The organism is Kangiella aquimarina DSM 16071 (genome assembly GCF_000374105.1).
In the GTDB taxonomy this organism is placed as follows: Bacteria; Pseudomonadota; Gammaproteobacteria; order Enterobacterales; family Kangiellaceae; genus Kangiella; species Kangiella aquimarina.
This window is the reverse complement of record NZ_KB893650.1, coordinates 242,862-268,453: the sequence shown is the minus strand read 5'-3', so window position 1 is coordinate 268,453 and position 25,592 is coordinate 242,862. Positions and strand designations below refer to the sequence as shown.

The window sequence follows — 25,592 nt, the reverse complement described above, 5'->3', positions numbered from 1 at the left end:
GCTTTAATTGAGAGCTAGCATTAGTTTTTACGAATATAGGATTGAAATTGACAATGTAGAGGAATACCCTAGCTTTTGTAAGGATATATTCTGACCAGCATGCCGGTTTGGAAAGAGCCAGGGGTAGCAATTCTTCAGTGCATAATCTATGCATTTATGACTTCTTATAAATAAAATCTATCTATCTCATAGTTCTTTAAAAATGTTAGCGATTCTTTGGTAAGAGTATATTCAAAAGGAACCTTGTATTTCTCATACAGAAGGAGTCGTAAAATGTTAAGAAAATCAATCCCTTTAATCTCTGCTTTGGCAGTAGCGGTGTCATTAGGAATGGCATCGACACATGCTGTTGCGGCAGATGAAACTGGGTCCATGGCAAACGAATATTGGTGGCCTAACAAACTGGACCTTGAACCCCTCCGCCAGCATAGTCCCGAATCCGATCCCTACGGCGATGACTTTGACTATGCCGAAGCATTCAGCAAATTAGATTTAGACGAAGTTAAAAAAGATATTGAAGCCCTGATGACCTCTGATCAGGAATGGTGGCCGGCTGACTATGGTCATTATGGTCCATTCTTCATTCGTATGGCATGGCACGGCGCGGGTACTTATCGCGTACAAGATGGCCGTGGTGGTGCCGGTGGTGGTCAGCAGCGTTTTGAACCGCTTAACAGCTGGCCAGATAATGTGAACCTTGATAAAGCTCGTCGTCTATTGTGGCCAGTAAAGCAGAAGTATGGCCGTAGCCTTTCCTGGGCTGATTTGATGGTATTGACTGGTAATGTGGCATTGGAATCCATGGGCTTTAAAACCTTTGGTTTTGCTGGCGGTCGTGTCGATCAATGGGAACCTGACATCGTATATTGGGGCCCAGAAAAAGAGTGGTTAGCTGATAAGCGATATAAAGGTGACCGTAAACTGGATAATCCATTGGCAGCAGTTCAAATGGGTTTGATCTATGTAAACCCAGAAGGTCCTAACGGTAACCCAGATCCATTATTGGCAGCGAAAGATATTCGCGATACGTTCGGTCGTATGGCGATGAATGACGAAGAAACTGTAGCTTTAATCGCTGGCGGTCACACCTTCGGCAAGGCGCACGGTGCACATAAGCCTGATGAGTGTGTAGGAGTTGACCCCGCAGGCGCACCAACAGAAAACCAGGGTTTCGGTTGGATGAACAAATGTGGCAAAGGTAATGCGGAAGATACAGTAACCAGTGGCCTTGAAGGTGCCTGGTCGGTTAATCCAATTGCCTGGACGACTCAGTACTTTGATAATTTATTTGGATTTGAGTGGGAGCAGACCCGTAGCCCGGCAGGTGCAATTCAGTGGGTACCAAAAGATGGTCAGGCCGCTAATCTGGTTCCTGATGCACACATCGAAGGCAAGCGTCATGCACCAATCATGTTCACCACGGACTTGTCGCTAAAATTCGATCCTGAGTACCGTAAAATTTCAAAGCGTTTCCATGAGAATCCAGAAGAGTTCGAGTTGGCATTTGCCAAAGCCTGGTTCAAACTAACGCACCGCGATATGGGACCTAAAGCCCGCTATCTTGGCGATGAAGTGCCTAAAGAAGACTTGATCTGGCAAGATCCAGTTCCAGCAGTTGATTACACCCTAATTGATGAAGATGACATTGCTGACCTGAAAGAAGAAATATTGGATTCAGGTTTAACTGTCGATCAGTTAGTAAGAACTGCATGGGCATCTGCAGCAACATTCCGTAATACCGACATGCGCGGTGGTGCTAATGGCGCGCGTTTACGTCTGGCCCCGCAAAAAGACTGGGCAGTTAATGATCCGAAAGAGTTGGCTAAAGTTCTGAAGAAGCTTGAGTCGATTCAGAAAAGCTTCAATAAAAGCTTAAAGAGCGGCAAAAAAGTATCGTTAGCTGATGTCATCGTATTAGGTGGTGCTGCGGCAGTTGAAAAAGCAGCGAAAGATGCCGGCTATGATGTAACAGTTCCGTTCTATCCTGGACGCACTGACGCGACAGCTGAAATGACGGAAGTAGATTCATTCCAGTATCTAGAGCCAAAAGCTGATGCCTTCCGTAACTATTTTGCTGACGGAAACCGTTTATCACCAGCACAGATGATGGTTGATAAGGCGGATACCTTAGGCCTGACTGTGCCAGAAATGACGGTACTTGTAGGTGGTATGCGCGCATTAGGTGCAAACACCGGCGGTGTTAAGCATGGTGTCTTTACTGACAAGCCCGGAGCCTTGACCAACGACTTCTTTGTGAATTTGTTGAGCATGGATACCAAATGGCAAAAAGCCAAAGGTAAAGACGGCATGTACGAAGGTTATGACCGTGCCTCAGGTAAACTGAAGTGGACGGCAACGCCAGTGGATCTGATCTTCGGCTCTAACTCGGAACTGCGTGCAGTGTCAGAAGTGTATGCACAAAGTGATTCAAAAGAAAAATTTGTGAATGACTTTGTCGCTGCATGGAGTAAAGTAATGACCAATGATCGTTTTGATCTTGAGTAATTGCTTAATACTATAAAAAATGCCACCTTTGGGTGGCATTTTTTTTTGCAGGAAAGATTTAGAGCCAACGACGAACCTTCAATTGATAATCGTTAAAGTCAGAGCCAAACTTCGCAGCTAAGTAGCGCTCTTCTGGAATAATTTGAAAGCGATTCATATAGGCAATAAAAGAAGGTAGGAATAACAGAAGCAGTACATCTGCCAATTGGATTGCCCAGCCTATTAAAATGAACAAAAAACCAAGATACATTGGATTTCGGCTGAAACGGTAAATGCCTGAGCGAACGAGAGAGCTTGTTTGCTCAGGAAAGCGAGGATCAACCGTGGTTTGTACTTTACGAAATTGATAAACACCGAGCAGTGAACAGAGCGCGCCAAGACAATAGAGTGTCCAGGCAAAAAAATCTTTACCTACAAAAGTGTAGGGCAAGATAGAAAATAAATATTGTGTTACCCACATCAACAAAGCAAATAAAAACAATACTATGATTGGGGGAATTTTTAATTCTAAAGCGTGCATAGGGTATCTTAAGAATAAAGTGTAAATTATAAATGGATAGATGAAGTATCTGGATACTTACCTGTCCATAGACCAAAGGACTCTGCTCCCTGTTCGAGTAGCATGCCCAGACCATCAAACTGTTGCGCGGTGTAATCTTTGGCAGCAGTTAAAAAAGACTCAGCTTTAGCGCCATAATTTAAGTCATAAGCAATAGCCTTTGGGTCAAACTGAATCTGCTGCAAAAACTGTTCTGCATTAAAACTGACCGAATTGACGACTAAATCTATCGCAGGTTCATTGTTGTAAAGTTGAATTGAGCCGAGATGCTGCAGTGCATCAGCCATAGTCTGAGCTTTGCTTTGAGTTCGGTTAATCAGGTAGACCTCAAAGCCATCCAGCAGCAAAGCCTGAGCTATACATCGGGCAACACCACCTGCACCCAATAAGACTGCGCGCTTGTTTTGAAAGTCAATCTGTTTATGGTGCAGGTCTTTGACAAAACCGATACCGTCGGTGCTATCACCAAGAATACCTTCTTTGGTTTTAACCAGAGTATTAACGCTTTGCGAATCTTCCGCGCGCTGCGTAATGATGGTTGCATACTGCAAGGCCTGTTGCTTAAAAGGAGCGGTAACATTTAAGCCATAGCCACCGCTTTGAAAGAAGTCATTAAGGACGCGGTTGAAACCTTTTACCGTTGGACAGATCTTTCCATATTGAATTTTCATACCAAACTGCTGGGCAAATTGTTGATGCAGTTGTGGTGACATGCTGTGTGATATGGGGTTACCGACAACGCCAAGGCGTAACGGACTATTGGGATCAATAATGCTAGTCATATAAAAACTCTAACCGATTAAACCGAAAATAATATAGAGCACAATACTTATGCCGCCTGCAAACAGCGCATAAGGTAACTGGGTTTTAACGTGATCCAAAAGATCGCAACCAGCCGCTAAAGACGATATTACAGTCGTATCAGAAATCGGTGAGGCATGGTCACCAAAAACACTGCCGCCGAGAACGGCTGCAAGCACCAGACTTGGTGATATACCCAAGCTGACTGCGAGTGGAATGGCAATCGGAATTAGGATGCCAAAGGTGCCCCATGAGGTTCCGGTGGTAAAAGAAATAAAACCGGCTAATACAAAAATTAGCGCTGGGATAATCCATAACGGCAGGAAGTCACCAACTGCACCAGCCACAAACTCGCCGGTTTTTAAATCCGTCATCGAGTCAGACAAGGCAAAAGCAAGAAGAACTAAAGTAACCAAGGGTAATAGATGTCCAAGTCCTTTGAACGATTCCTCCATCAGCTCTTTGGTTTTGCGTTTAGCGTCAAAGCGTAAAAGAGCAAAAATTAAAAGTGTCGATAGGATGACTGACCATAGAACGGATTCTGAACCAGAACCTTTGCGTAGATCGCCATCGCCAGTGATAAACATAAACACAAGAATGCTTAGCACCATAAAAGCTAGTGGCCATAGCATATACCGTTTCTTAGTGGCTGGTGGTAATGGCTCGCTTGGTACTTCCAGTGCTTTTGATTCTTCGGCTTTCATGGGACCGTAAACTTTGCCGGTGTATACGGTGTAAAACACGATCAGCAGGGTGACTATGGCGTAAAAGTTAAGACCAATACTGGTGACTAAGACTTCAGTTGGATTAGTGACGCCGGTTTTTTCAACATGACCGAGAATGGCTGCGCCCCATCCGTTTAGAAGAATCAGAACGCTGATTGGCGCACAGGTCGAATCAATAATATAAGCCAGTCGTGCTCGACTCATCTTAAACTTATCGAATAACGCCTGTGACGAAAGGCCGGCGGTTAAAACGCTCATATTGGTATCAATAAAAATGCTGCTGCCTAAAATGGTCGGTAGCATGCCAGCGCGGCGTTGATTGTGCACATACTCTTTGCGCGTTAACCAATTGACCAATGCGGATACCCCACCGGAAATCTTAATCAACTGAATCAGGGCACCAATCAAAAGGCTAAACATCAAAATACGGGTGTTGTAAGCGCTGGAAAAAACACTCACTAGGCGGTCAACGGTGTCGGTAAACGCATGGATAGGATTACCGCCGACCAGAACTAACTCAGCCGTGAAAATAGCCATCAACAGAGCGATGATGACTTGACGTTTCCAGACAGCAATTAAAATCGCTACAATGGGTGGAAGGATGCTTAACCAGGACATATTGGTAATGGTTTTGTTATTCGAGTTTTCCGTCAAAGCACCATATAGCAATCATCAGGTAAATTCAATGCAAGAGAAAACAACCCCCAAACGCTTCGTCGCCGGTGCCGTCTGCCCTGAATGTAAGGCGATGGACACTACCGTCTGCTATTACGAAGACGATATCTTTGTACGCGAATGCCTTGACTGTGGATTTCATGAAAAGATTGGTCATGACGAAGAACAAGAAGATAAATCAAAGCCGCAGATTATTAAGGTCAAAGAGTTATAGGGGTATAGCTAAAAAGACTGAGATGTGCTCAAGGTTAGGTGTAGGGTGCGTCTTGACGCACCGATTAGGTGAAGGCCACCTTTTGGTTCAAATGAAATGGATTCCCGCCTACGCGGGAATGACAAGCTTGCGTGGTTGCTTAAGAGGGTTATGCATTAGAGTTTTCGTTAGTTGAAGAGTAAGAAAGAAGTAAACTACAGCATTATATTCTCCGACACGTCATTCCCGCGAAGGCGGGAATCTATAACTGGGTGTAAATTCATATAATTCTAAGAAAGGAGGGACTCTATGAACCTACTATTTATTAGCTTAATTTCAATCGCGGGTATTATGTATGTGTGGAACTGGCTTATAGCATACAACCACATAAAAGAAGGGTTTTCTAAAGTTCCTTTTTTAACACTATACTGGTTATTTAAACCAGAAATATTAGATGAGGTTGGAAATAGTAAGCGTAAAAATGCAATCTATGTGGTTGGGATTACACTTTTAATGCTTATTGTTTGGGTCGGCACTATTTAACCGAAAAAAAGGTGCGTCTCGACGCACCCTACGAAGAGAGTAATTTTTATCTCTTTTCCGTTAAATCACCAATCAAATCATATTCCCTTCTTGGTTTAACTTCATTAGCCAATCCATTTTGATAAGCTTCCTGTGCCTGTATCGGGTGGCCAAGTTCATTGTATGCCTGCGCCAAGTAGTAGTGTGCTGAAGGTGTCGGAATGATGGCCAGACTTTGTTCCAGATAATTTTTGGCTTTGCCCCAGAGTTGGGCTTTTAGAGAAAGCTTACCGAGTGTTGTAAGCAACACTGCGTTGTGTGGCTTTTGCTTGAGCCAAGTTTCTGCATAAGCCAATGTTTTATCCGGCTGTGGTGTATCGATATCACCGAACAGTTGAATCAGCTCATCTTGCCATTGGTGTTTAACCGAATCTTTAACCAGTACTTCAAGTTCCTGATCCTGTTGCAATTGAGCCAGCGCTTTACCATAGGTAAGCTCTAGCTCGGGCGATTTACGAACATGAGCAGGTATGCCATTCCAGAATGCAGAGAGCTTATCAAAGTTGGCGGTTTCCGCATGCTTCTGCAGCTGATGTTGCCAGGCGGTGATTTCGATGCTGCTTAATTGTTCTGTATCAAAAACGCGGTTCTTACGCAGCTTCGGTAATATGTCGATGACATGTTGCCAATCGTTTAAACGCGCATATAACTGATACAACAGTTTGAGCACGTAAGGATGATGCGGTGATAAGTCACGCAGATGTGATAGTGTCGCAAGCGCCTGTTCATATTGCTTGTGCTGCATTTGTAGCTGAGCCTGAGTCAGACCAATGGCTACCTGTGCATCCGGTTGGGTTTTTGCAGCAATATGCAGGTAGTGATCACGACCTTTGTCATCGCCCTGTTCTTGAGCGGCGCGGGCAGCCGCCAGATAATTAATCAGTTTGGTATTGCGAATCTGAGCACCTTTGGCCAGAAGTTTCTCAGCGGTTTTCCAATGACCTTCGGCCAGTGCAATCATGCCATCAATCGTGTTCTGGCGAGCTTTGCGCAGGTTGCGATCGCCGAACCAGTTAAGCGTCAGGTTGCTGGTACGCAATAAGTAACGAACCAAAATCCAGACTAGCCATAACAGGACGATAGCAAGAATTAACATACCAAGCGCAACATTGTTCTTAAACTCAATGGCAGTTTTGTCGAGCAGGATGTAAGTTGAACCAGGGATTTTGCTGATCAGAGGCCCAATAATCAGACCGCCGAGCAGACCGAATAGTAGATACCATTTCAACTTCATTGGGCGACCTCCTCAGAGGTTGCTGGCTCTTCCTTTACAGCTTCCTGTTGCGATTGTTGCACTGGAGCTGTCTGCGACTGGCGTCCAGTAACACGCTCGATAACAGGCAATGACTCCAGTTGCTGTGGCAAATTCAGCGCCACATTCATCTGAACCAGTTCGTCCAGTTGCTGCATAAAAGCAGTGGTGGTTGCCGGTTCACTTTTGAAATACTGGCTTACCCAGTCTTCTACTACACTTAGCGCATTGTGATACATGGCGTCATTATGCTGAATGGCGGCCAGTTGAGCGGTTTGCAGATTCAACAGGATATTCTGACGGAGCAGAGCATCGTGCTGTGGCGAGATAAAGGGTTTCATCGACTCATCATAATGATGCACCGTGTAATACTGACTCAATGCAGAACTGAAAGAGTCTTTGAAGCGTTGCCAGCCAGAAATGTCTTCTTCGCTGGTTGTTTCTGCTTCATTTGATTCCTGATTCGTTTGGCTGTCAGGCAGTTGCACGGTAGCTAATTCGAGATCGGCGACCAATGACTTGAGACTTTGTAACTTGATAGTCACGCCCTCAATGTCGAGCGCACCACTGGCACGCACTGCATTGATGTCATTGCTGATAGCCTGACGAAGATTTTGCAGGCTGGAATCATTCATGGCCAACACCTGACGATCGGCGGCCTGTAATAAGCCGACGATGGTTTTGGCATTATCAGTGTAATGCAATTTGTAGGAAGCCTGACGAATAAGGTACTCGGCTTCGGAAAGCATCCACTGATTTTGTTGCTCGTCAGTAGAAGTAATCTTTTGCTGGGTTTCTTTTAATTCTTTTTGCAGTTGCTCGAGCTGTAACGAGAGCTGATGATTAACTTGTGATAGTTCGTTAGCCTGCTGCTTGCTGTCGCTTTCCAGGCTGTCGATAACATTTTGTTGTTGTTGCACTTGTTGATTGAGTCGATCGAGAGTGCTCGCCTTGTCTTGTGCTGTTTGATAATTGTTCCAGAGCGTCCATCCATAGTATGAACCAGCACCGATGATTGCCAGAATAATAACGATGATGACCCACTTAAAAGGAGAGGAGTTTTTAGGGCTAGTGGTATTGCTTGGTGGCGTCTTTTTGCCTGGGCCAGAACCGGTTACTTTTTTGGCTGGCTCTTTTTGCTCTGACTTGGTCTTACTATCAGCTTTAGAATCTGTACTGGAGGTCGCTTGATTGTCATCCTGGCTGGCAGGAGACGACTCTTGCTTAACCATATCTTTTGCGTCCTTATCCTTTTTGCTCATAGTGTCTCTCTCTTTATTTATTCATTATCAGTTACTTATTCATATCAGAAATAAAACATTGCTGAACGAACTTGGCAAGTTGCTGCTTTACCGTGACTTTGATCAGGCTTTTTGCCATTCCTGACAGGCACGAATGATTTCAACATTGGATGCGTCTTTTGCAGTATAACAATTTGTATAACCCTTTTGTCGAGCCAAATCGCTAATTCGTGCACTTCCCCCGATAATAGCAACCTGTTCGGGTTTTATCCCCGCAGTTGAGAGCATCTTATCGGTGAGTTCAAGGAGTTGGCCACTGGTGACGACCCAGCCAATAGGTTTGTCTGCGCTTGACTGTTGCACAGCTGGAGGCAGAGCTGCGGTAAGTTCAATACGGTGATAGACCGGTAGAACGCCAAGCTGATAAGGACCACTCAGTTCCTGCTCTAGCAGGCCGCGTCCTTTATCACCACGAATCAGAAGGATCGGATAATCCGCAGGTAATGAGAATTGATTAATGAGTGCCAGAATGCCTTCGCTGTCCGGTGTTTTCGGAACCAGCGCTGACAGGCCATAAGGTTGTAATGCTTTCTGGGTAGCTTTACCCACGGCAATAAGAGTATGGCCAAGAAACTGATCAAGCTGCTCTTTGCTGAGGTCTTTTAATGAAAAATCCACCGCCTGTTTACTGACGAAAATCCACAGCTTATGCTGTTTCAATAAGGCAAATTTCTGCTCGGGCTTGTAGTCGGTATTTGCGGTAAAACGGATCAGCGGGCAATGAATGGCTCGATAACCATGCTCATTAAGTTCCTGACACAGCTTTTCGCCCATGGGTGATGGGCGAGTGACGATAATGGTTGGCGAATTAGCCATGGCAATCGGAGGCTCGTTAATGGTCTGCGCTGGCAGCCAGTTCCTGAATAAGTTCTCTTGCGCCTAAATCCAGTAATTCCTGCGAGACCTTCTGGCCAATCGCTAATGCATCTTTGGCCGAGCCTTCTGCACTGGCTTCGATAATTTGCTGGTCGACACCACCGACTAAAGCGCGCAACGACAAGGTGTCATTATCAATTGTCGCAAAGGCGGCAACCGGTACCTGACAACTGGCCTGCAGGGTTTTAGTGATGGTGCGTTCGGCGAGAACACGAAGACTGGTGGTTTCATCCTGCAAAGGCTGCAAAATGGCATCCAGTTCAGGATCATTAGTGCGCGCTTCAATACCGACGGCGCCCTGGCCCGGTGCTGGAAGCATCAGTTCTGGCTCAAATTGACTGCGAATGCGTTCTTCAAGACCTAAACGTTTAAGGCCTGCCGAGGCAAGCACAATGGCATCATAATTGCCGTCATCCAGCTTGGATAAACGGGTACCGACATTGCCCCGTAAATCGGTAATTTTAAGATCGGGGCGGGCTTTTAATAGCTGAATTTTGCGGCGTAGGCTGGAAGTGCCGACATTGGCACCACACGGCAACTCATCCAGATTATGGTACTTGTTGGAGACGAAGGCATCGGTTGGATCTTCGCGCTCACAGATCACCTTCAGTTCAAGCCCTTCCGGGAACTGGTAGGGCACATCCTTCATTGAATGCACGGCGATATCGGCACGTCCTTCAAGCATGGCCTGTTCCAGTTCTTTAACAAACAATCCTTTGCCGCCGATTTTAGTCAGGGGCGTGCCAAGAATCTTGTCGCCCTGAGTGGTCATCGGAACCAGCTCAACGGTCAGATCAGGATGCAGTTGCTGGAGGCGGGATTGAACATATTCGGCTTGCCACATGGCTAATGGGCTTTGGCGGGTGGCAATTCGAAGGGTTGAGATACTCATAATTGGATAGTTAACTCTTAACAGTTAGTTGCTTATCAAGCATGTTGCGCGGATCTTAGCATAAACTTATTTACTTAAGCAGAATTTGCGGTCAAAAATTGACGTACATCAGGCTGATGGCGTCGACTGATTTCCGGCCGCGTTTGGCTATCTTTAATTAACGCCAGACACGCATTATCTTCCTGCTCAATACCAATCAGGTGTTGCCGATTGACCAGCGTTGAACGATGGATTCGGATAAAGTCATTGCTAAAGCGTTGCTCCAGATCTTTAAGGCTATCGCTCGACAGCAGTACTTCATTGGCTAAATGGACTTCGGTATATTTCTGATCGGAGTGCAGAAAGAGGATATCTTCAATCGCTATTCGACGCACGGTTTCACGTTCACGAATACTCAGAAATGCACTCTTGGCAGTAGCTGTCTGTCGCTTCAGTTTTTGTAGGGCTTTGGACAAACGCTCCTGACGAATCGGTTTCAGCAGATAATCCTGTGCATCAACATCAAATGCCTGCAATGCGTATTCATCATAGGCGGTGGTAAAGATGATATGCGGTTGATGTGGTTGTTCATTGAGTTGTTTGGCCACCTGCATGCCATTCATGACTGGCATCGATATATCAAGAAAGATCAGGTCCGGCTGTTGCCGCTCGATCAATTCGAGGGCGGTTTGACCATTATCTGCTTCACCAACAATGTCCAGCTGTGGATGCTCACCAAGCAGGCGACGTAAACGCTGGCGAGCGGGTTGTTCATCATCAACAATCAGTACCGAAATCATAATCTATCAACTTAAACGTTTGGGAATCGTCAGTGTGCAATAAAAACGGCCATTAGCCTGATGATAATTAACCGATGCCTTATTGCCAAACAGTACATCCAGTCTTTGCTGAATATTGCTCAAAGCCAGCGAGTTGCCCTTGTGTTGCTTGGCGCTTTCTTCAGGCAGAGGATTAATCACTTCCAGCTGAATATGTTTCTGGTAGCTGACACCTTTGATGATGATCGAGCCGCCCTGAGGACAGGCCTGAACACCGTGGTACACCGCGTTCTCAATAATCGGTTGCAGCAATAAAGGCGGTACTAATATGTTTGGGTCAATAGTATCAGTTTGCCATTCGTAACGTAGTTTGTCGCCAAGCCTCTGTTGCTCAAGATTGAGGTACTGAGAGCAAAGATTTTTTTCTTCACTGAATGGGATCAGCACGTCTGAGCGCTGCATACTGGCGCGGAAAATATCCGCCATATCGAGAATCATGTGTTCGGTTTTTACCGGATCGATAATCGCCAGATTGGCTAGCGTATTCAGGCTATTGAACAGAAAGTGTGGCCGAATGCGTGATTGTAATGCTTGAATACGAGCTTCAGCTTCAGAGCGAATACGACGCAGGCTTTCTTCGCGCAGATAAAAGTAGCGAAAGAAAACGCCACTAACAATTAAGGCGATAAAGAGATTGCGAAGCAGAAACCATAGCGAAGGTTCTTCGCTTAAATAGAAACTGATCAGCAGGCTATAGCTGAGAGTAACCAGCAAAATGATACCGATAGCCAAAGCTGAGAAACGTTGCAGACTGACATTGGGCAGCTTTAATAGAATGTAGCGCCGCAACAGACATAAGATGCCGAGACTGGTCAGCGAAGTCCAAAGAATAAACAGTGAGTAAAGGCTGAGGTGAATCCAGAATTGCTGTTGCCAATTGGCTGTGGCAAAACTGAGCAGCAAAGCCAGAATAACACTGGCAATCACAATCAGATAAAGGGTAGCCGCCTGACAGAAGTCGGGGAGCTGGTTCAATGAGCTGTTGGTCTGTTTTGCAGCATTCATGAAGCTTATAGTCGCGCAAAAGTGCAAGGAAATCCACAAGTTAGTTGAAAAACAGAGAAGTAGAAAAAGTTGAGCAGAATTGAACCTGCATCCAGTAATAGGATGCAGGAAAAGCAAAAGTTATTTCAAAACGGATTGAATATAGCTACCTAAAGCCTGGATTTCCTCTAAACACACCGCATGTGGCATTGGGTAGTCACTCCATTGGACTTTAAAGCCATTGTCTTCAAGCACTTTGGCGCTGTATTGGCCGCGTTGCATCGGGACGACGGGATCTTGCTGGCCGTGGGCCATGAAAATTGGGGTGTCGAGATTAGCGTCTGATTTTTCACCAGCAAGTTTGTCTGGAATAGTCAGGTAGGTGGATAGTGCAACTATGCCAGCCAGTTTTTGCTTGAGGCGTGTGGCTAGATGCAAAGTTACGGCACCGCCTTGTGAGAAGCCTGCAAGAATGATTCTGTCTGCTGGAATGCCTTGCTCGATTTCATGTTTTATCAGTTGCTCAACCTGTTCGGCAGACTGGCGAACGCCTGCTTCGTCTTCGCGCTGAGACAGATCGGCATTTCGAATGTCATACCAGGCTCGCATTTGGTAGCCACCATTGATGGTGACGGGTATCACGGGTGCGTGCGGGAAGATAAATTTAACGCCCAACTCAGCAGGAAGTTTTAACTCGGGAACAATCGGTTCGAAATCATGGCCGTCGGCCCCAAGTCCGTGTAGCCAGATGACAGTGGCTTTGTGCTCAGTAGTGGGCTCAACAATAACGCAAGGAAGTAATTCAGACATAAAAAGAAACTTATAGTTATAAAATAATGGTTATAGAGTGATAGTCACTGACTCGCCAGATTGCTGAGTCATAACGCGTGAGAGTAATTGAGAGAGCGGTTCCTGATCTTTATCAGTAAGCCATTGCTCATCAACCCAGTCTAAATGATAGCCGCCATCTTTGGCTGCTAGCCACAATTGTTTAACCGGCGTCTGACGATTGATGATGACCTTGGTGCCATTTTCCAGCGTAATGGTCAAAATTCCGCCGCTGGTTTCATAGTCAATATCAAGATCCAGCTCGTCCAGTGCTTCTTCGATGGCAATCAGAGTGTCATCAACCTGTTGATTGAATTCAGATTCAGTCATAGCAATTCCTAATAATCTTAATGATTAATGCTGGCACATTGTGCCAGATTGGTAGCCCAGGGTTAAGTTAAAATAGTCTATCAGGCCTGTTTTTATGGGCGATGCGAACTTGCAGGAAACGGCAAGCTGTAGGAAGATAGGGCTAATTCTCAAATTGATGAAAAAACTCGACACACGATGTGTAAAAATCGAATTGGACAGTTATTAGCACTGTCATTGCTGGGTCTGATAATTACAGGCTGCGGCCAAAAAGGTGACTTGTTCTTAGCGGAACCTGAAACTACTGAAAGTGAGGTTCAAACTAAAGAAGCACCAGATGAGCAGGATCCGAAAGATGGACCTATCATGGAAACTGAGCAAGAGGTTGAACAGGAATCTGTTGAGCCAACAGGTGATCAGCCATGATTATGCCATTTAGCAAAATGCAGGGACTGGGCAATGACTTTGTGGTGGTGGATGCTATATCGCAGCCGGTCTATCTGAATCAGGGGCAGATTGCTAATTTGGCCCATAGAAATTTTGGTATTGGCTTTGACCAGTTGTTGATTGTCGAAGCACCACAGCATCCGGAGTCGGATTTCCACTTCCGTATATTTAATGCGGATGGTAGCGAAGCTGGTCATTGCGGTAACGGTGCCCGTGCGGTTGCAAAATATGTGCGACAAAAGGGTCTAACCTGGAAAAAACAGCTAAGATTGTCGACTAATACCGCGACCATGCAGGCGACTCTGGAAGATAATGGATTAATAACCATTGATATGGGCAAGCCGCGATTGGAACCAGCACAGATCCCATTGCGATTTGCTGAGAAACAGGTTCTATATTCAATAGACGCTGGTGGAATTAGTTATAAGGTGGGTGCGGTTTCAATGGGCAACCCACACTGTGTGCTTAAAGTGGATAATGTTGAGAAGGCTCCTGTACAAACTGTCGGCCCATTGCTAAGCCAGCATAGCTACTTCCCGGCGCAGGCCAATGTAGGTTTTATGGAAGTCGTCGATCGCCAGAATATAAAGCTACGTGTTTTTGAACGCGGCGTTGGCGAAACCCTGGCGTGCGGTACAGGTGCCTGTGCAGCGGTGGTCGTTAGCCGTTTGCAAGGACTGACCGACGAAAAGGTCAAAGTTACACTACCAGGCGGTAGTCTTTGGATTACATGGCAGGGTGAAGGCTCAACAGTTCTGATGAGTGGCCCGGCAAAAGTTGTTTTTGAAGGTCAGGTAGAAGTTTAGTTCTAAAGATTTAACAATAAAAAAATAGCGCGAGCTGCGCACCAGTTGGGAATGGCTTTATTTATTTATCAAGGGAATACCTTTTTCGGGGAAGTACAATGACAGAAGGCAATTCAGCAGAAGACCGATTGAAAAAAGAACAGGAAGTTGCCGCTTATTTGGAGCAGCATCCAGAGTTCTTTGAGAATCATCAAGAAATTTTAGAGAAGCTGAGATTACAGCATAAAGTGTATGGCTCAGTTTCTTTGGTTGAACGACAGATTTTGGGTCTAAGAGGTAAGGCAGAAAAACTGCAAACGCAACTTAATACATTGATTGATAATGCTCACAGCAATGGTGAGTTACTCAATAAATGTGCAGAGCTGTTTGTGGCCATGATCTCGGCTCACTCTACTCAGGAAATGGTTGATCGTCTGCTTGAGCATCTGCGCGATAATTTCGAACTGGATAATGTTCAATTATGGTTATGTGATGACAGCGGTACGTTACACCATGTGAATTACAGCGACATCGAAATTATACGTCAACTGACTGATCAGCATTTCATTCAGAACGATCCCGTTTGCGGCCGTGTAACAGAAAGTATTTCACAACTGTTCGGTGGTGATCATGAGCTGGAATCCTATTCGATGATTCCGCTTGGCGAAAATGCCAGCATTGGTGTTATTGCTCTGGGCAGTAAAGATGTGGATTTGTTTACCGCTGATATGGGCACCTTATTTTTACGCTTGATCGGTGATGTGACAGAAGCGTGCCTGGCAAAACAGGAGAGTTAATTTAACTGCTGACCATGGAATCTGATATTCAACGCTATCTGAACAGACTGTTGCATGAAAAACGATATTCAGAACATACGGTCAATAATTACCGACGTCAGCTTGAAAAATTATTAGCCTTCTGTCAAAACGCCGGATACAACAACTGGCAACAGATTACCACTCAAGACATACGGATGCTCATTGCCAAACAACATCGACAAGGAGCATCCCCTGCAACATGTGCATTGCTCTTATCAGCATCAAGACGCTTTTTGGAATTCTTACTCAGCGAAAAGAAAATTAAGCTTAATTCCGCAGTTGGGGTGCGTGGACCTAAAAAAGCGAAACGTCTTCCTAAGAATATTGATGTCGATAGTTTAAATCATTTTCTCGATCAAATGCCCGAAGATGAGTCTTTACAAATTCGCGATAAGGCGATGATGGAGCTTTTGTATTCATCTGGCATACGACTCGCAGAACTCAGCGGAATGGATGTGAATGACTTAAGTTTCTCAGACCAAATACTTAGGGTTTTGGGAAAGGGAAATAAAATTCGTGAAGTTCCCTTTGGAAATAGTGCAAAAAAAATATTGACGATATGGATTAAAGAGCGAAACCAGCTGGTAAAGAGTGCAGATGAAAAAGCGCTATTTGTCAGCCAACAAGGCAATCGATTAACCAATCGAGCAATACAGCAAAGACTTTCTCATTGGGGAAAGCAACTTGGTTTGAATGATCGTTTACATCCCCATAAATTACGACACTCCTGCGCAACCCATGTACTCGAATCATCAAGTGACCTTCGAGCAGTTCAGGAATTACTGGGTCACGCCAGCATTTCCACCACGCAAATATATACTCATCTGGACTTTCAACATCTCGCGAAAACCTATGATGCCGCCCATCCTCGAGCAAGAAAAAAGAAAGATTAAACAATGACCGAAAAGATAAAAGAGATCGATTGGCAACAAGTCAAAGTCATCAGCTTTGATCTAGATGATACGCTATGGGACAACCGTGGTGTCATAGAAAAATGTGAACAGGACTTACTGGAGTTCCTCGCAAAAGAGCATCCGCCAATTGGTGAGAAGTATGACGTTGCTGCCATGCAGGCAATCTCAAAGAAATTGATTCAGGAAGACCGTCCTGAACTGGATAACATGACTGTGCTCCGCAAAGAAATGATTCACCAAATGCTTGAACAAACAGGTGGTGGTGCCGCACTCATTAATCCAGCCTTCGCAGTGTTTTACGGTTGTCGAAGCCAAATCGAAATTCCACAAATCACCCATGATCTATTAAAAAAATTAAAGACAAAATATAGCTTATTTGCTACCAGCAACGGCAATTCCAATTTATATGCGCTTGGCTTAATGGACTACTTCGAGCACCACTTCATCGCAGGGATTCATGGACGCGCCAAACCCTCACCAGAAATGCTACATAAAATATGTGAAATTAAAAATATAGAGCCGCAACAACTTCTCCATATAGGCGACAGTTACGAAACCGACATCAAAAGTAGCATAGCCGCCGACTGCCAGCATTTAGAAATTCATGTAAATGATATTGGGAAGTTGTATGAGTGGGTGGTGAGTTGATTTATTTTTTTTGTCATACCGCGGTTTCGTGGCAACTTCCTGCAGTCGCTAGCCGCGTTAAAAATCGACTGAAGTGATTTAGAACAGTGCAGCTGATTTTTGGTGAAATACAAAGAAGTATTTAATAGGATTATGTGATGAATAAAATTATTTTGCTATTGCTAGCACTAAGCTTACAAGCTTGTGAACCAACCATAGATCAAAATTCTTCGTTAGAAAAAGTAATTAAAGTTATTAATCAGAATTTTAGGGATAACGTTGAGGAATTTGAGTTCATTAAGAAATATTACTATGACAATAATCATAAATTTATAGGTGAAGAACACTGCATTTATTACTTTGATGGAGAGGATGTAAGAGAAGATGAGTACTTTAAATCGCTATCTCTACAAGAGCAGAAAGAAATCTTGAACTTTGAAGAGCTTTGTACAGCTTTATACAATGCTAAAGCTAGTCCCTTAGGTGGAGGTGATCCTAATGGTTTCATTCTCTTGACCTTTGATACTGTAAAGCAAAATAGGTCTCACTCATTCTCTTATGAGTATTACAAGTCACCCGTATCAGAATCTTATTTGTGCGAGGAAGATTACTTAGAAAATTTAGGTGAGAGTGGCATGTGTTACTTTGAACTCGATAAGGGCTGGACTTTGGTGCATCGATACATTGTTATTCCACCCAGAACACCAATAGATAAAAAATAGTCTTAGTAGGGTGCGTCGTGACGCACCCTACAAATGATAAATTTCAGATTTGCACCAATATTCCCCTTAGATTGAGCTGAGTTACGTACAAAATATAGTAATCAAAATCGTGGATGATTTTGATAAGAATTTTCAGCACAAGGATGTGATGTAAATTCTGGTACGTTAAGTATTTTGGCAGTAGCGAAGGAAGTTGAACGAAGTGAAGCCTCAATCTCGGGGTGGTCTTCTTTTGGTTACTTTTCTTGACCACGCAAGAAAAGTAACTCGCCGAGGGGCGAAACCATTAATTAAGGAATGTAATTAATAAGAGCATGGATTCCCGCCTTCGCGGGAATGACATGAATTAGATTAAGGAATTGTTGGTGAGTATTGAGAGGGAGAAATGAGTGGAGTAATCACTCCAACAATCCTTCCATATTCTCAGCCATGCCTTCTATCAATCGGATTTTTGCTTCGTGGCTGGCCCAGGCGATATGGGGTGTGATGTAGGTGTTGGGTACATCATCTTGCAACAATGGATTGTCAGGACTGGGTGGCTCGACGGATAAAACGTCGAGGCCGGCTCCGCCGATTTTTCCGTTTTTGAGTGCATCGGCCAGGTGTTGCTCATTGATGATGGGGCCGCGTGCGGTGTTGATAATAAAACTGCCGGTTTTCATGAGGTCAATAAAGTCTTTGTTGACCAGCTCTTTCGTTTCTTTAGTCAATGGACAGTGAATCGATACAAAATTGGCTTGTGGTAGTGCTGTGTGTAATGGCACCTGATTATCGCGCATAGGCCGACCTGGAATATTGGCGATGAGAACGCGCATACCGAATGCTTTGGCTAACGCTTCAACTTGTTGCGCAATGTTGCCATAGCCAACCAAGACTAATGTCTTGTCTGCGACTTCCATGGTCGGGAAGTCGGTTAAGGTAAACATGCGGCTTTCCTGCCACGCACCTTGGCGAGTCAGATTAAAGTGATCACTGGCGCGGGTGGCGAAATTTAAAATAAACTGCATGGTTAACTGCGCGACGGCAAAGGTTGAGTAGTCGGCGACATTAAAGCATTGAATACCTTTTTCTTTGGCTGCTTCCAGATCGATATTGTTCATGCCGGTAGCGGCTAATTGAATGGCTTTGAGGTTGGGCAACTGCTCGATTAACTCTCGATCAATGACTACCTTGTTGGTGATAATGACATCGGCATCCTGACAACGCTCAAGACGTTGCTCGGGGCTGGTTAGTCCATACAGTTTGCAGTCGTCAAAACAGCTGGTCAGCGGCGTTAAATCTACTTTGGCTTTTTGCTTTTCGTTGTCTTGCCATTGACCCAGAGTATCGGCATCAAGAAACACTGCGCGCATAAATAAGGTTCCTGTTTAAATAATCTTGTCTGTAAATTGTTTAAGAATCTATCGTATTGAGAAAGCCAGCTTTCCCAACTTGCCAAAGTCGGCGTCGTATTGACCTCGCTCGGCAGGAATCATGGGGCCTAAAGAGCCTGTGATCAAGAGGTTGCCTTCGCTGACCGGGTAGCCGGTTCTTAGGCTGCGATTGATCAGCCACGCAAGCGCCCGCCATTGATCGCCCATGGCATCGGTCGCTTGACCTTCAATAACCAGTTGGCCGTTGCGTGTCAGCCTAGTTGTTATTTGATTGATATCCAGCGATTCAACACTGATGGGTTTACCCACCAGCACTTTGTTGGAAGCCACATTATTCACTATCAATCCATGTCCTGAAATGCTGGAGGGATCTTCAAAGCGCAGGTCAGGTAATTCAATTACTGGCACCACGCTTTTGATCATCGCCGGTAACTGCTCGGCGGTGACCAGTTGGGTAATATTCTGATTAAGGATGAAGCCAATTTCAGTTTCCAGCATGAGATTGGTGTGATTGCTCAGTAGATAGGCATGGCGATCAAAAGCGAGGCCTTCCTGAAATAGGGCACCAGCAACCGGCTCACTGACATTAAACTTCTTTTGTCCGGCTTCACTGGTTAAGCCAGCCTTGTAACCGATAATAGGAAAGGCAACTCCTTGAACTAATTGATATTGCAGCTGATAGGCTGATTCCAGATCGTCAGCGGATGGATTCTTTTCCGGTGCATTCGTAGAGACGCATGCGACAACTAATGACGAGAAAACGAGGCTAATACCGAGCAATGCTTTTTTCATAGTGGCTTTTTCCCTACAATAGGCCGATTATTTTCAATAGAAGCAAGCATACCCTAATGGATGCCAGTAGCATAATACAACCCCTGAATGACGCCCAGAAAGAAGCGGTCACCGCGCCCAATAAAGCATTGTTGGTGCTGGCCGGTGCCGGTTCGGGTAAAACTCGCGTCTTGGTTCACCGTATCGCCTGGCTGGTACAGGTGGAACGCGTTTCTGCTCATTCCATACTGGCTGTAACCTTTACCAATAAAGCGGCCAAGGAAATGCTGGGCCGGGTTGAGGATATGCTGGCGATGCCTGCTCGTGGCATGTGGATCGGCACTTTCCACAGCATCGCTCATCGCCTGTTGCGGGCCCATTATCGCGACGCAGGGCTGCCCGAAGGTTTTCAGATCCTTGATGCCCAGGATCAGTTAAGAGTCATCAAGCGGGTCATGAAAGAACTCAACCTGGATGACAACGAGTGGCCACCCAAGCAGGCGCAATGGTTTATTAATGCCAAAAAAGACGATGGCCTGCGTCCCGGTGATATTCATCATCACGGTGACTTCTTTGTCAGCACCATGGTCAAAGTCTATTACGCCTACGAAGAAGCCTGTAAAAGAGGCGGCCTGGTCGATTTCAATGAGCTGTTGCTGCGTGCCTATGAACTGTGGGCTAATAATCCTCATTTACTGAAGCATTATCAGGATCGTTTCCAGCATATCCTGGTGGACGAGTTTCAGGATACCAATGCGATACAGTACGCCTGGATTCGCCTGTTATGCAACGATAACAACCGGATTACCATTGTCGGTGATGACGACCAGTCGATTTATGGCTGGCGTGGTGCGCGTATTGAAAACATTCAGCAGTTCGAGAAAGACTTTCCGGATTGTAAGGTGTCTCGCCTTGAGCAGAACTATCGCTCAACCTCGACCATCCTGAAAGCTGCTAACGCGGTGATTGCCAATAATCAGGATCGTATGGGTAAAAGCCTGTGGACTGAGGGCAATCAGGGCGAACCGATTATTCTATATTCTGCCTTTAATGAGCAGGAAGAAGCGCGTTTTATCGCAGCCCGTATTGAAGATTGGGTGCAGCAGGGCAACAGTTATGACGATATCGCCATTCTGTATCGCAGCAATGCTCAATCGCGGATTCTGGAGGATGCCATGCTCCAGAAAGGCATACCGTACAGAATCTATGGCGGCTTACGCTTCTTCGAACGCGCTGAGATTAAGGATACGCTGGCTTATATGCGCCTCATGGCCAATCGAGACGATGACACTTCCTTTGAACGAGTGGTCAATCAGCCAGCGCGAGGCTTGGGCGAAAAGTCAGTTGATATGATCCGTATGCAGGCCCGTCAGGATGAAACCTCACTGTGGCAGGCGGCCAGTAAAATGGTGGTGGAGCAATTGTTACCACCACGTGCCAAGAATGCTTTGGGTGGTTTCCTGCATCTAATCAATGAATTGGAAACCAGCACCGCAGAACTGGATTTGTGGGAACAGACCGATATTGTGATTGAGCATTCGGGTTTGCTGGACATGTACAGCAAGGAAAAAGGCGAGAAGGGTCAGGCGCGCAAAGAGAACTTGCAGGAGCTGGTCAATGCTACTCGTGAGTTCGACCCAGACGAAGCGATTCCTGATGAAACACCAGACATGACGCCATTACAGGCCTTTATCGCCCATGCCACTTTAGAAGCAGGTGAAACTCAGGCCGACGAATATCAGGAGTCGGTACAGATGATGACTTTGCATTCGGCGAAAGGTCTTGAGTTTCCACTGGTTTTTATTGCCGGTGTGGAAGAAAAGCTATTCCCACACCAGATGTCGCTGGATGAACCCGGTGGTCTGGAAGAGGAGCGACGTCTGGCTTATGTCGGTATTACACGCGCCATGAAGCAGCTGTATCTGACTTTCGCAGAAAAACGTCGCATTTTTGGCCGCGAAACCTATCCGCAACAATCGCGTTTTATCCGCGAAATCCCTGACGAACTGCTAACCGAAGTGCGACTGAATACTCGAGTGCAGCGCCCTGTGTTTAACCGCTCACCTAAATCACCCATTCAGCGCAAAGGTCCCGAAGGATTTTATCTTGGTCAACTGGTCAAGCATCCGAAATTTGGCAAAGGCATTATCATCAATTATGAAGGGGAAGGACCGCAGGCCTCCGTTCAGATCAATTTTGAAAAGGAAGGACTGAAAAAATTAATGCTGGCTTATGCCAAGTTGGAGCCGGTAACTTAAGTCCCTGATTATTATAAAGTTAATAAGAAAGCATTGGGATCATGGTAATGCAGCTATTACCGTAACTAATACAAAACTGCCCTTGTAATCAATTTTTCTAACTGGTATAACCAGACCCAGCCCTAATCTCTTAAGACGGAACTCGTGAGTTAGTCTTCGGAGTTAGGGCTTTTTTATTAACTAAAAAATATAGCTAAGGGGTAACTAAATGTATTTTAAATTAAAGATGGCTTGTGCCGCAACACTATTAGCAATGGGCGTTACTGCTCATGGTGCTAATGAGTTAGGTAATCAGGCAACCAAAGCGCCAACCACTGCAAAAGGTAAAGAGCGCGTTATCATTAAATTTAAACCAGGACATGGAAGCACTGTTAAATCCGCTGCGGCAAGAGCTGGCGGCGAACTTAAAGTAGACTTGAAGCAGCATGATGCTTTTGCCATTGAGGTTCCCACTCAGGCATTGAAAGGTTTGCGTAATAATCCAAATGTTGAGTACATTGAGCCAGATCTGACTCGTAAATTGCTTTCAACCAATCTTGATACCACTGAAGTTGAGCCCTGGGGCCTTGCCCGAGTTGAGGCTGATCTGGTTTCTGATGCTAATGCCGGTAATCGTACTGTTTGTATCATCGACTCAGGTTATGACATTAACCATTCTGATTTAAGTTCGAACAGCGTTTCTGGAACTAATGATTCTGGAACAGGTAACTGGTACCAGCCAGGTGGCTCTCATGGTACACACGTTGCCGGCACCATCGCTGCAGTAGCCAATGGCTCTGGAGTTGAAGGGGTTCTTCCAAATGCGAATGTTAACTTGCACATTATCAAGGTCTTCAATGAATCCGGTTGGGGTTATTCGTCAGATTTGGTTAGTGCAGTCGATGACTGTGTTGCTGCTGGCTCTAATATCATTAGCATGAGTTTAGGCGGTAGCGGCTCTTCAACAACTGAGGGCAACGCTTTCTCAAGTTATTATAACAATGGTGTCTTGAGTATTGCCGCAGCAGGTAACGGTGGCGACACTTCATATTCATATCCTGCATCCTATGATGATGTGGTATCGATAGCGGCAGTGGATTCAGGTAATCAGCATGCTAATTTCTCACAACGCAATGACCAGGTGGAACTAGCAGGTCCTGGCGAAGCTATCCTTTCAAGTGTTGCGATTGGCGACGGTTACTTAGGCCAGCTTGAAGTAGGTGGTGTCGACTATTTTGATAATGGTGTAGTGCCGCAAAACTTCTACAACAGCAGCCTGCAGTTCGATAATGGGGCAAACGTTGGTACTGCTTCAGGCACTTTAGGCGTCTGTTCAACATCTGGCACCAGCTACAGCTGTCCTAGTATGGTTGGCAAAGTATGTTTAGTAGAGCGTGGTGAGAACCAGGCTGATAACACCAGCTCAACAGAAAACAACTACCCAGAATATCGTGCGGTTAATGCCTGTATGGATGCCGGTGCATCTGGCGTAGTGGTCTACAGTAATGCTGCCCGTCCTGGTCTACAGCATCCATTCTTGATTGATTTCGACAGTAAGATTGGCACTACACCAGTTGTTTCGGTTGACCGAGCTACTGGTTTGGAGCTTGCTAATCGTGCCGGTCAAAGCGTAACCATGTCTAAAGACGGTGGTCAGGACTGGGAATATTACAATGGTACATCAATGGCAACACCACACGTCAGTGCGGTAGCGGCATTGGCCTGGAGCTTCCATCCGAGCTGTACCGCAGCAGAAATTCGCAGTGCGTTACAAGCAACAGCCGTGGATCTGGATGTATCAGGTGTTGATAACAAAACGGGTTATGGCCTGGTAAAAGCTCAGGCTGCAGTAAACTATTTGAATGCTAGTAACTGTGGCGGCGGTACTGAGCCACCACCGAGTGGTAATGAGCTGAGCAAGGGTGTTGCGCTGACTGGCTTAAGCGGTGCCCAGGGTTCAGAAACCTTCTATACCTTTGAAGTACCTGCAGGGGCTACGGATCTGACTTTTGATATCAGTGGCGGTTCGGGCGATGCTGATCTGTACGTAAGGTATGGCGCGGATCCAACCACATCAAGCTATGACTGTCGTCCGTATAAAGGCGGTAACACCGAAAACTGTAGTTTCGCGGCGCCACAGGCCGGTACATGGCATGTGATGATCCGTGGCTATCAGGCCTATTCGGGTATGAGCCTGGTTGCGGACTATGTTGATGGTGGTTCTACTCCAATCAATGACACCCTGAGCGAGTCTAACTTGTCAGGTGCTCAGGGTAGCAAGCAATACTTCACATTGGATGTACCAGCAGGCCGTTCGGTTGTTGATATTGTGATGTCAGGAGGATCAGGCGACGCTGACTTATACGTTAAGTTTGGTTCGGAGCCTACTACTTCAAGCTACGATTGTCGTCCTTATAAGTATGGTAACAATGAGTCGTGTTCACTTACTGCTCAGGAAGGTACTTATTACATAATGCTAAGTGGCTACAGTAGCTATTCAGGTGTTAGCCTGGACGGAAGTTCAAACTAGTCTCTCTAGTAAAAAAGAAAAGGTCGCTTAGGCGGCCTTTTTTTATGGCGATATACAGCACGGACAAAGCGCAAAGCCTGCAATAAGGGCTTTAAGCATTAATTTTTAATTTGGCTTAGAAAAACTAATCCTATAGAAATGATTAATTAAATAGGCCTTGTTAATTAATGCCGATATTTTTTACACTTTTGTTGATACTAAACGATACATTTCTGATAGATTTGCTTACATTGATGATAAATTTAGCTAATTAATGGGATTAGTTAAATTATCCCTTGACGACTTTTTAACCGCTTTGCTTTAATCAGGCCCACTTCATTTGCAGTTACTTAACTTTTGAGATCGAAAGATTAAGCAAATGATTCAGTAATCATTATTTAGATAGATTAATTAATGATTGAAAGAATTATCCAGAGAAGGGGTAGGTTTAATGTCTTTTAAAGTAAAGATGGCTTGCGCGGCCACATTATTAGCGCTAGGTTCAGCGGCACACGCTGAGCGTGTTATCGTTTCATACGATAGCAATGGTCAAGGCCTTAAAAAAGGTCACCAGGTAAAAGTAGAAGGAAAAGGCTGGTTCGCTGTTGAGCTGGACGAGAATGGCAAAAGTGCCATCCGCGGTAAGAAAGGCTTCAAATCAATGGAAGCTGACTACAAGCGTTTCCCAATGGCTATCTATAATGATGACGCAGGTGATCCTGCAAGCCAACAATTGACGCCATATGCAATTTATCAGTCACAGGCTGATCAGCTAACATTGCAACCTGGACAAAAAGTGTGTGTTATCGATTCAGGTATCGCAGGCGGCCAGGGCGAAACTGGCGGCAAGAACTTTGACTTTGACTGGTCAGTTATTACCGGTGACAGCGATTCAGGTACGGGCGACTGGTTCACTGACGGTGGCCCACACGGTACTCACGTAGCAGGTACAGTTGGCGCAGCTGATAATGGTTTTGGTGTTGTAGGTATGGCGCCTGGCGTTCCAATGCACATCATCAAGGTATTCAACGCTTCTGGTTGGGGCTACTCTTCTGACCTAGCATACGCTGCAGAAAAATGTACTCAGGC

The 25,592-nt window shown here is 45.4% G+C and carries 25 protein-coding genes; 12 read left to right on the top strand and 13 right to left on the bottom strand.

Translation table 11 applies throughout. From position 1 onward, the window contains the following. Nucleotides 1-273: 273 nt before the first annotated feature. Nucleotides 274-2,505, top strand: a complete 2,232-nt coding sequence (gene katG / locus B158_RS0101310) for a catalase/peroxidase HPI (protein ID WP_018623518.1) — start codon at nucleotides 274-276, stop codon at nucleotides 2,503-2,505. Nucleotides 2,506-2,563: 58 nt separating this feature from the next. Here katG and B158_RS0101305 read toward each other — a convergent pair whose 3' ends face one another. Genes B158_RS0101305 through B158_RS0101295 form a run of 3 tightly spaced genes read right to left on the bottom strand, consistent with a single transcriptional unit; the run spans nucleotide 2,564 to nucleotide 5,208 of the window. Further along, entirely contained in the window at nucleotides 2,564-3,025 is a 462-nt protein-coding gene (locus tag B158_RS0101305) for a methyltransferase family protein (RefSeq protein ID WP_018623517.1), read from the bottom strand. A 26-nt stretch (nucleotides 3,026-3,051) separates the two neighbouring features. Further along, nucleotides 3,052-3,846, bottom strand: a complete 795-nt coding sequence (aroE, locus tag B158_RS0101300; RefSeq protein ID WP_018623516.1) for a shikimate dehydrogenase — start codon at nucleotides 3,844-3,846, stop codon at nucleotides 3,052-3,054. Between the two features lie 9 nt (nucleotides 3,847-3,855). Beyond that, nucleotides 3,856-5,208 (bottom strand): Na+/H+ antiporter NhaC family protein, encoded by a 1,353-nt coding sequence (locus tag B158_RS0101295; RefSeq protein ID WP_018623515.1) that lies wholly within the window; start codon nucleotides 5,206-5,208, stop codon nucleotides 3,856-3,858. Nucleotides 5,209-5,275: 67 nt separating this feature from the next. On the opposite strand from B158_RS0101295, the gene B158_RS0101290 reads away from it, so the two are divergent. After that, nucleotides 5,276-5,479: a YheV family putative zinc ribbon protein gene (locus tag B158_RS0101290; RefSeq protein WP_026309176.1), complete on the top strand. Its 204-nt coding sequence runs from the start codon at nucleotides 5,276-5,278 to the stop codon at nucleotides 5,477-5,479. 288 nt (nucleotides 5,480-5,767) lie between these two features. Further along, a complete protein-coding gene (locus B158_RS0101285; RefSeq protein WP_018623513.1) occupies nucleotides 5,768-6,001 on the top strand; it encodes a hypothetical protein in 234 nt (77 codons plus the stop codon). 46 nt (nucleotides 6,002-6,047) lie between these two features. Here B158_RS0101285 and B158_RS0101280 read toward each other — a convergent pair whose 3' ends face one another. The 8 genes from B158_RS0101280 to cyaY all read right to left on the bottom strand — a co-directional run bounded on the left by B158_RS0101280 (nucleotide 6,048) and on the right by cyaY (nucleotide 13,321). After that, on the bottom strand, nucleotides 6,048-7,274 hold the full coding sequence (locus tag B158_RS0101280) for a heme biosynthesis protein HemY (RefSeq protein ID WP_018623512.1): 1,227 nt from the start codon (nucleotides 7,272-7,274) through the stop codon (nucleotides 6,048-6,050). Next, nucleotides 7,271-8,554: a uroporphyrinogen-III C-methyltransferase gene (locus B158_RS0101275; protein WP_018623511.1), complete on the bottom strand. Its 1,284-nt coding sequence runs from the start codon at nucleotides 8,552-8,554 to the stop codon at nucleotides 7,271-7,273. Before B158_RS0101275 ends, B158_RS0101280 begins: the two co-directional genes overlap by 4 nt. Before the next feature lie 102 nt (nucleotides 8,555-8,656). Then, on the bottom strand, nucleotides 8,657-9,409 hold the full coding sequence (locus B158_RS0101270; RefSeq protein WP_018623510.1) for a uroporphyrinogen-III synthase: 753 nt from the start codon (nucleotides 9,407-9,409) through the stop codon (nucleotides 8,657-8,659). A 16-nt stretch (nucleotides 9,410-9,425) separates the two neighbouring features. Further along, a complete protein-coding gene (hemC, locus tag B158_RS0101265; RefSeq protein WP_018623509.1) occupies nucleotides 9,426-10,361 on the bottom strand; it encodes a hydroxymethylbilane synthase in 936 nt (311 codons plus the stop codon). Between the two features lie 74 nt (nucleotides 10,362-10,435). After that, nucleotides 10,436-11,140, bottom strand: a complete 705-nt coding sequence (locus B158_RS0101260) for a LytR/AlgR family response regulator transcription factor (protein WP_018623508.1) — start codon at nucleotides 11,138-11,140, stop codon at nucleotides 10,436-10,438. A gap of 6 nt (nucleotides 11,141-11,146) precedes the next feature. Beyond that, complete coding sequence (locus B158_RS0101255) at nucleotides 11,147-12,184, bottom strand: sensor histidine kinase (protein ID WP_018623507.1); 1,038 nt, start codon at nucleotides 12,182-12,184, stop codon at nucleotides 11,147-11,149. Between the two features lie 120 nt (nucleotides 12,185-12,304). After that, a complete protein-coding gene (locus B158_RS0101250) occupies nucleotides 12,305-12,973 on the bottom strand; it encodes an alpha/beta hydrolase (protein WP_018623506.1) in 669 nt (222 codons plus the stop codon). Between the two features lie 30 nt (nucleotides 12,974-13,003). Then, nucleotides 13,004-13,321, bottom strand: a complete 318-nt coding sequence (gene cyaY / locus B158_RS0101245) for an iron donor protein CyaY (RefSeq protein ID WP_018623505.1) — start codon at nucleotides 13,319-13,321, stop codon at nucleotides 13,004-13,006. A gap of 177 nt (nucleotides 13,322-13,498) precedes the next feature. Between cyaY and lptM the strand changes: the two genes are divergently transcribed. From lptM to B158_RS0101215, 6 genes are all read left to right on the top strand, one after another. Continuing rightward, on the top strand, nucleotides 13,499-13,726 hold the full coding sequence (lptM, locus tag B158_RS0101240; protein ID WP_018623504.1) for an LPS translocon maturation chaperone LptM: 228 nt from the start codon (nucleotides 13,499-13,501) through the stop codon (nucleotides 13,724-13,726). Continuing rightward, nucleotides 13,723-14,553, top strand: coding sequence for a diaminopimelate epimerase (dapF, locus tag B158_RS0101235; RefSeq protein WP_018623503.1), 831 nt, complete (start codon nucleotides 13,723-13,725; stop codon nucleotides 14,551-14,553). The genes lptM and dapF overlap by 4 nt, the downstream gene beginning before the upstream one ends. A 98-nt stretch (nucleotides 14,554-14,651) precedes the next feature. Continuing rightward, nucleotides 14,652-15,329: a DUF484 family protein gene (locus B158_RS0101230; RefSeq protein ID WP_018623502.1), complete on the top strand. Its 678-nt coding sequence runs from the start codon at nucleotides 14,652-14,654 to the stop codon at nucleotides 15,327-15,329. Between the two features lie 14 nt (nucleotides 15,330-15,343). Further along, nucleotides 15,344-16,243, top strand: coding sequence for a tyrosine recombinase XerC (gene xerC / locus B158_RS0101225; RefSeq protein ID WP_018623501.1), 900 nt, complete (start codon nucleotides 15,344-15,346; stop codon nucleotides 16,241-16,243). Between the two features lie 3 nt (nucleotides 16,244-16,246). Continuing rightward, nucleotides 16,247-16,912 (top strand): HAD-IA family hydrolase, encoded by a 666-nt coding sequence (locus B158_RS0101220; protein WP_018623500.1) that lies wholly within the window; start codon nucleotides 16,247-16,249, stop codon nucleotides 16,910-16,912. Between the two features lie 137 nt (nucleotides 16,913-17,049). Next, entirely contained in the window at nucleotides 17,050-17,613 is a 564-nt protein-coding gene (locus tag B158_RS0101215) for a hypothetical protein (protein ID WP_018623499.1), read from the top strand. Nucleotides 17,614-18,011: 398 nt separating this feature from the next. Here the strand turns inward: B158_RS0101215 and B158_RS0101210 are convergent, their stop codons facing one another. Beyond that, the gene (locus B158_RS0101210; RefSeq protein ID WP_018623498.1) at nucleotides 18,012-18,965 is read right to left on the bottom strand and encodes a D-2-hydroxyacid dehydrogenase; all 954 of its coding nucleotides are present in this window, start codon (nucleotides 18,963-18,965) and stop codon (nucleotides 18,012-18,014) included. Between the two features lie 48 nt (nucleotides 18,966-19,013). Continuing rightward, nucleotides 19,014-19,778, bottom strand: a complete 765-nt coding sequence (locus tag B158_RS0101205; protein ID WP_018623497.1) for a 2-keto-4-pentenoate hydratase — start codon at nucleotides 19,776-19,778, stop codon at nucleotides 19,014-19,016. Nucleotides 19,779-19,834: 56 nt separating this feature from the next. On the opposite strand from B158_RS0101205, the gene uvrD reads away from it, so the two are divergent. From uvrD to B158_RS12825, 3 genes are all read left to right on the top strand, one after another. Next, nucleotides 19,835-22,015: a DNA helicase II gene (uvrD, locus tag B158_RS0101200; protein ID WP_018623496.1), complete on the top strand. Its 2,181-nt coding sequence runs from the start codon at nucleotides 19,835-19,837 to the stop codon at nucleotides 22,013-22,015. A gap of 208 nt (nucleotides 22,016-22,223) precedes the next feature. After that, nucleotides 22,224-24,524, top strand: coding sequence for a S8 family serine peptidase (locus tag B158_RS13645; RefSeq protein WP_018623495.1), 2,301 nt, complete (start codon nucleotides 22,224-22,226; stop codon nucleotides 24,522-24,524). A gap of 430 nt (nucleotides 24,525-24,954) precedes the next feature. Further along, a partial coding sequence (locus tag B158_RS12825; RefSeq protein ID WP_018623494.1) for a S8 family serine peptidase occupies nucleotides 24,955-25,592 on the top strand: 638 nt, incomplete at its 3' end.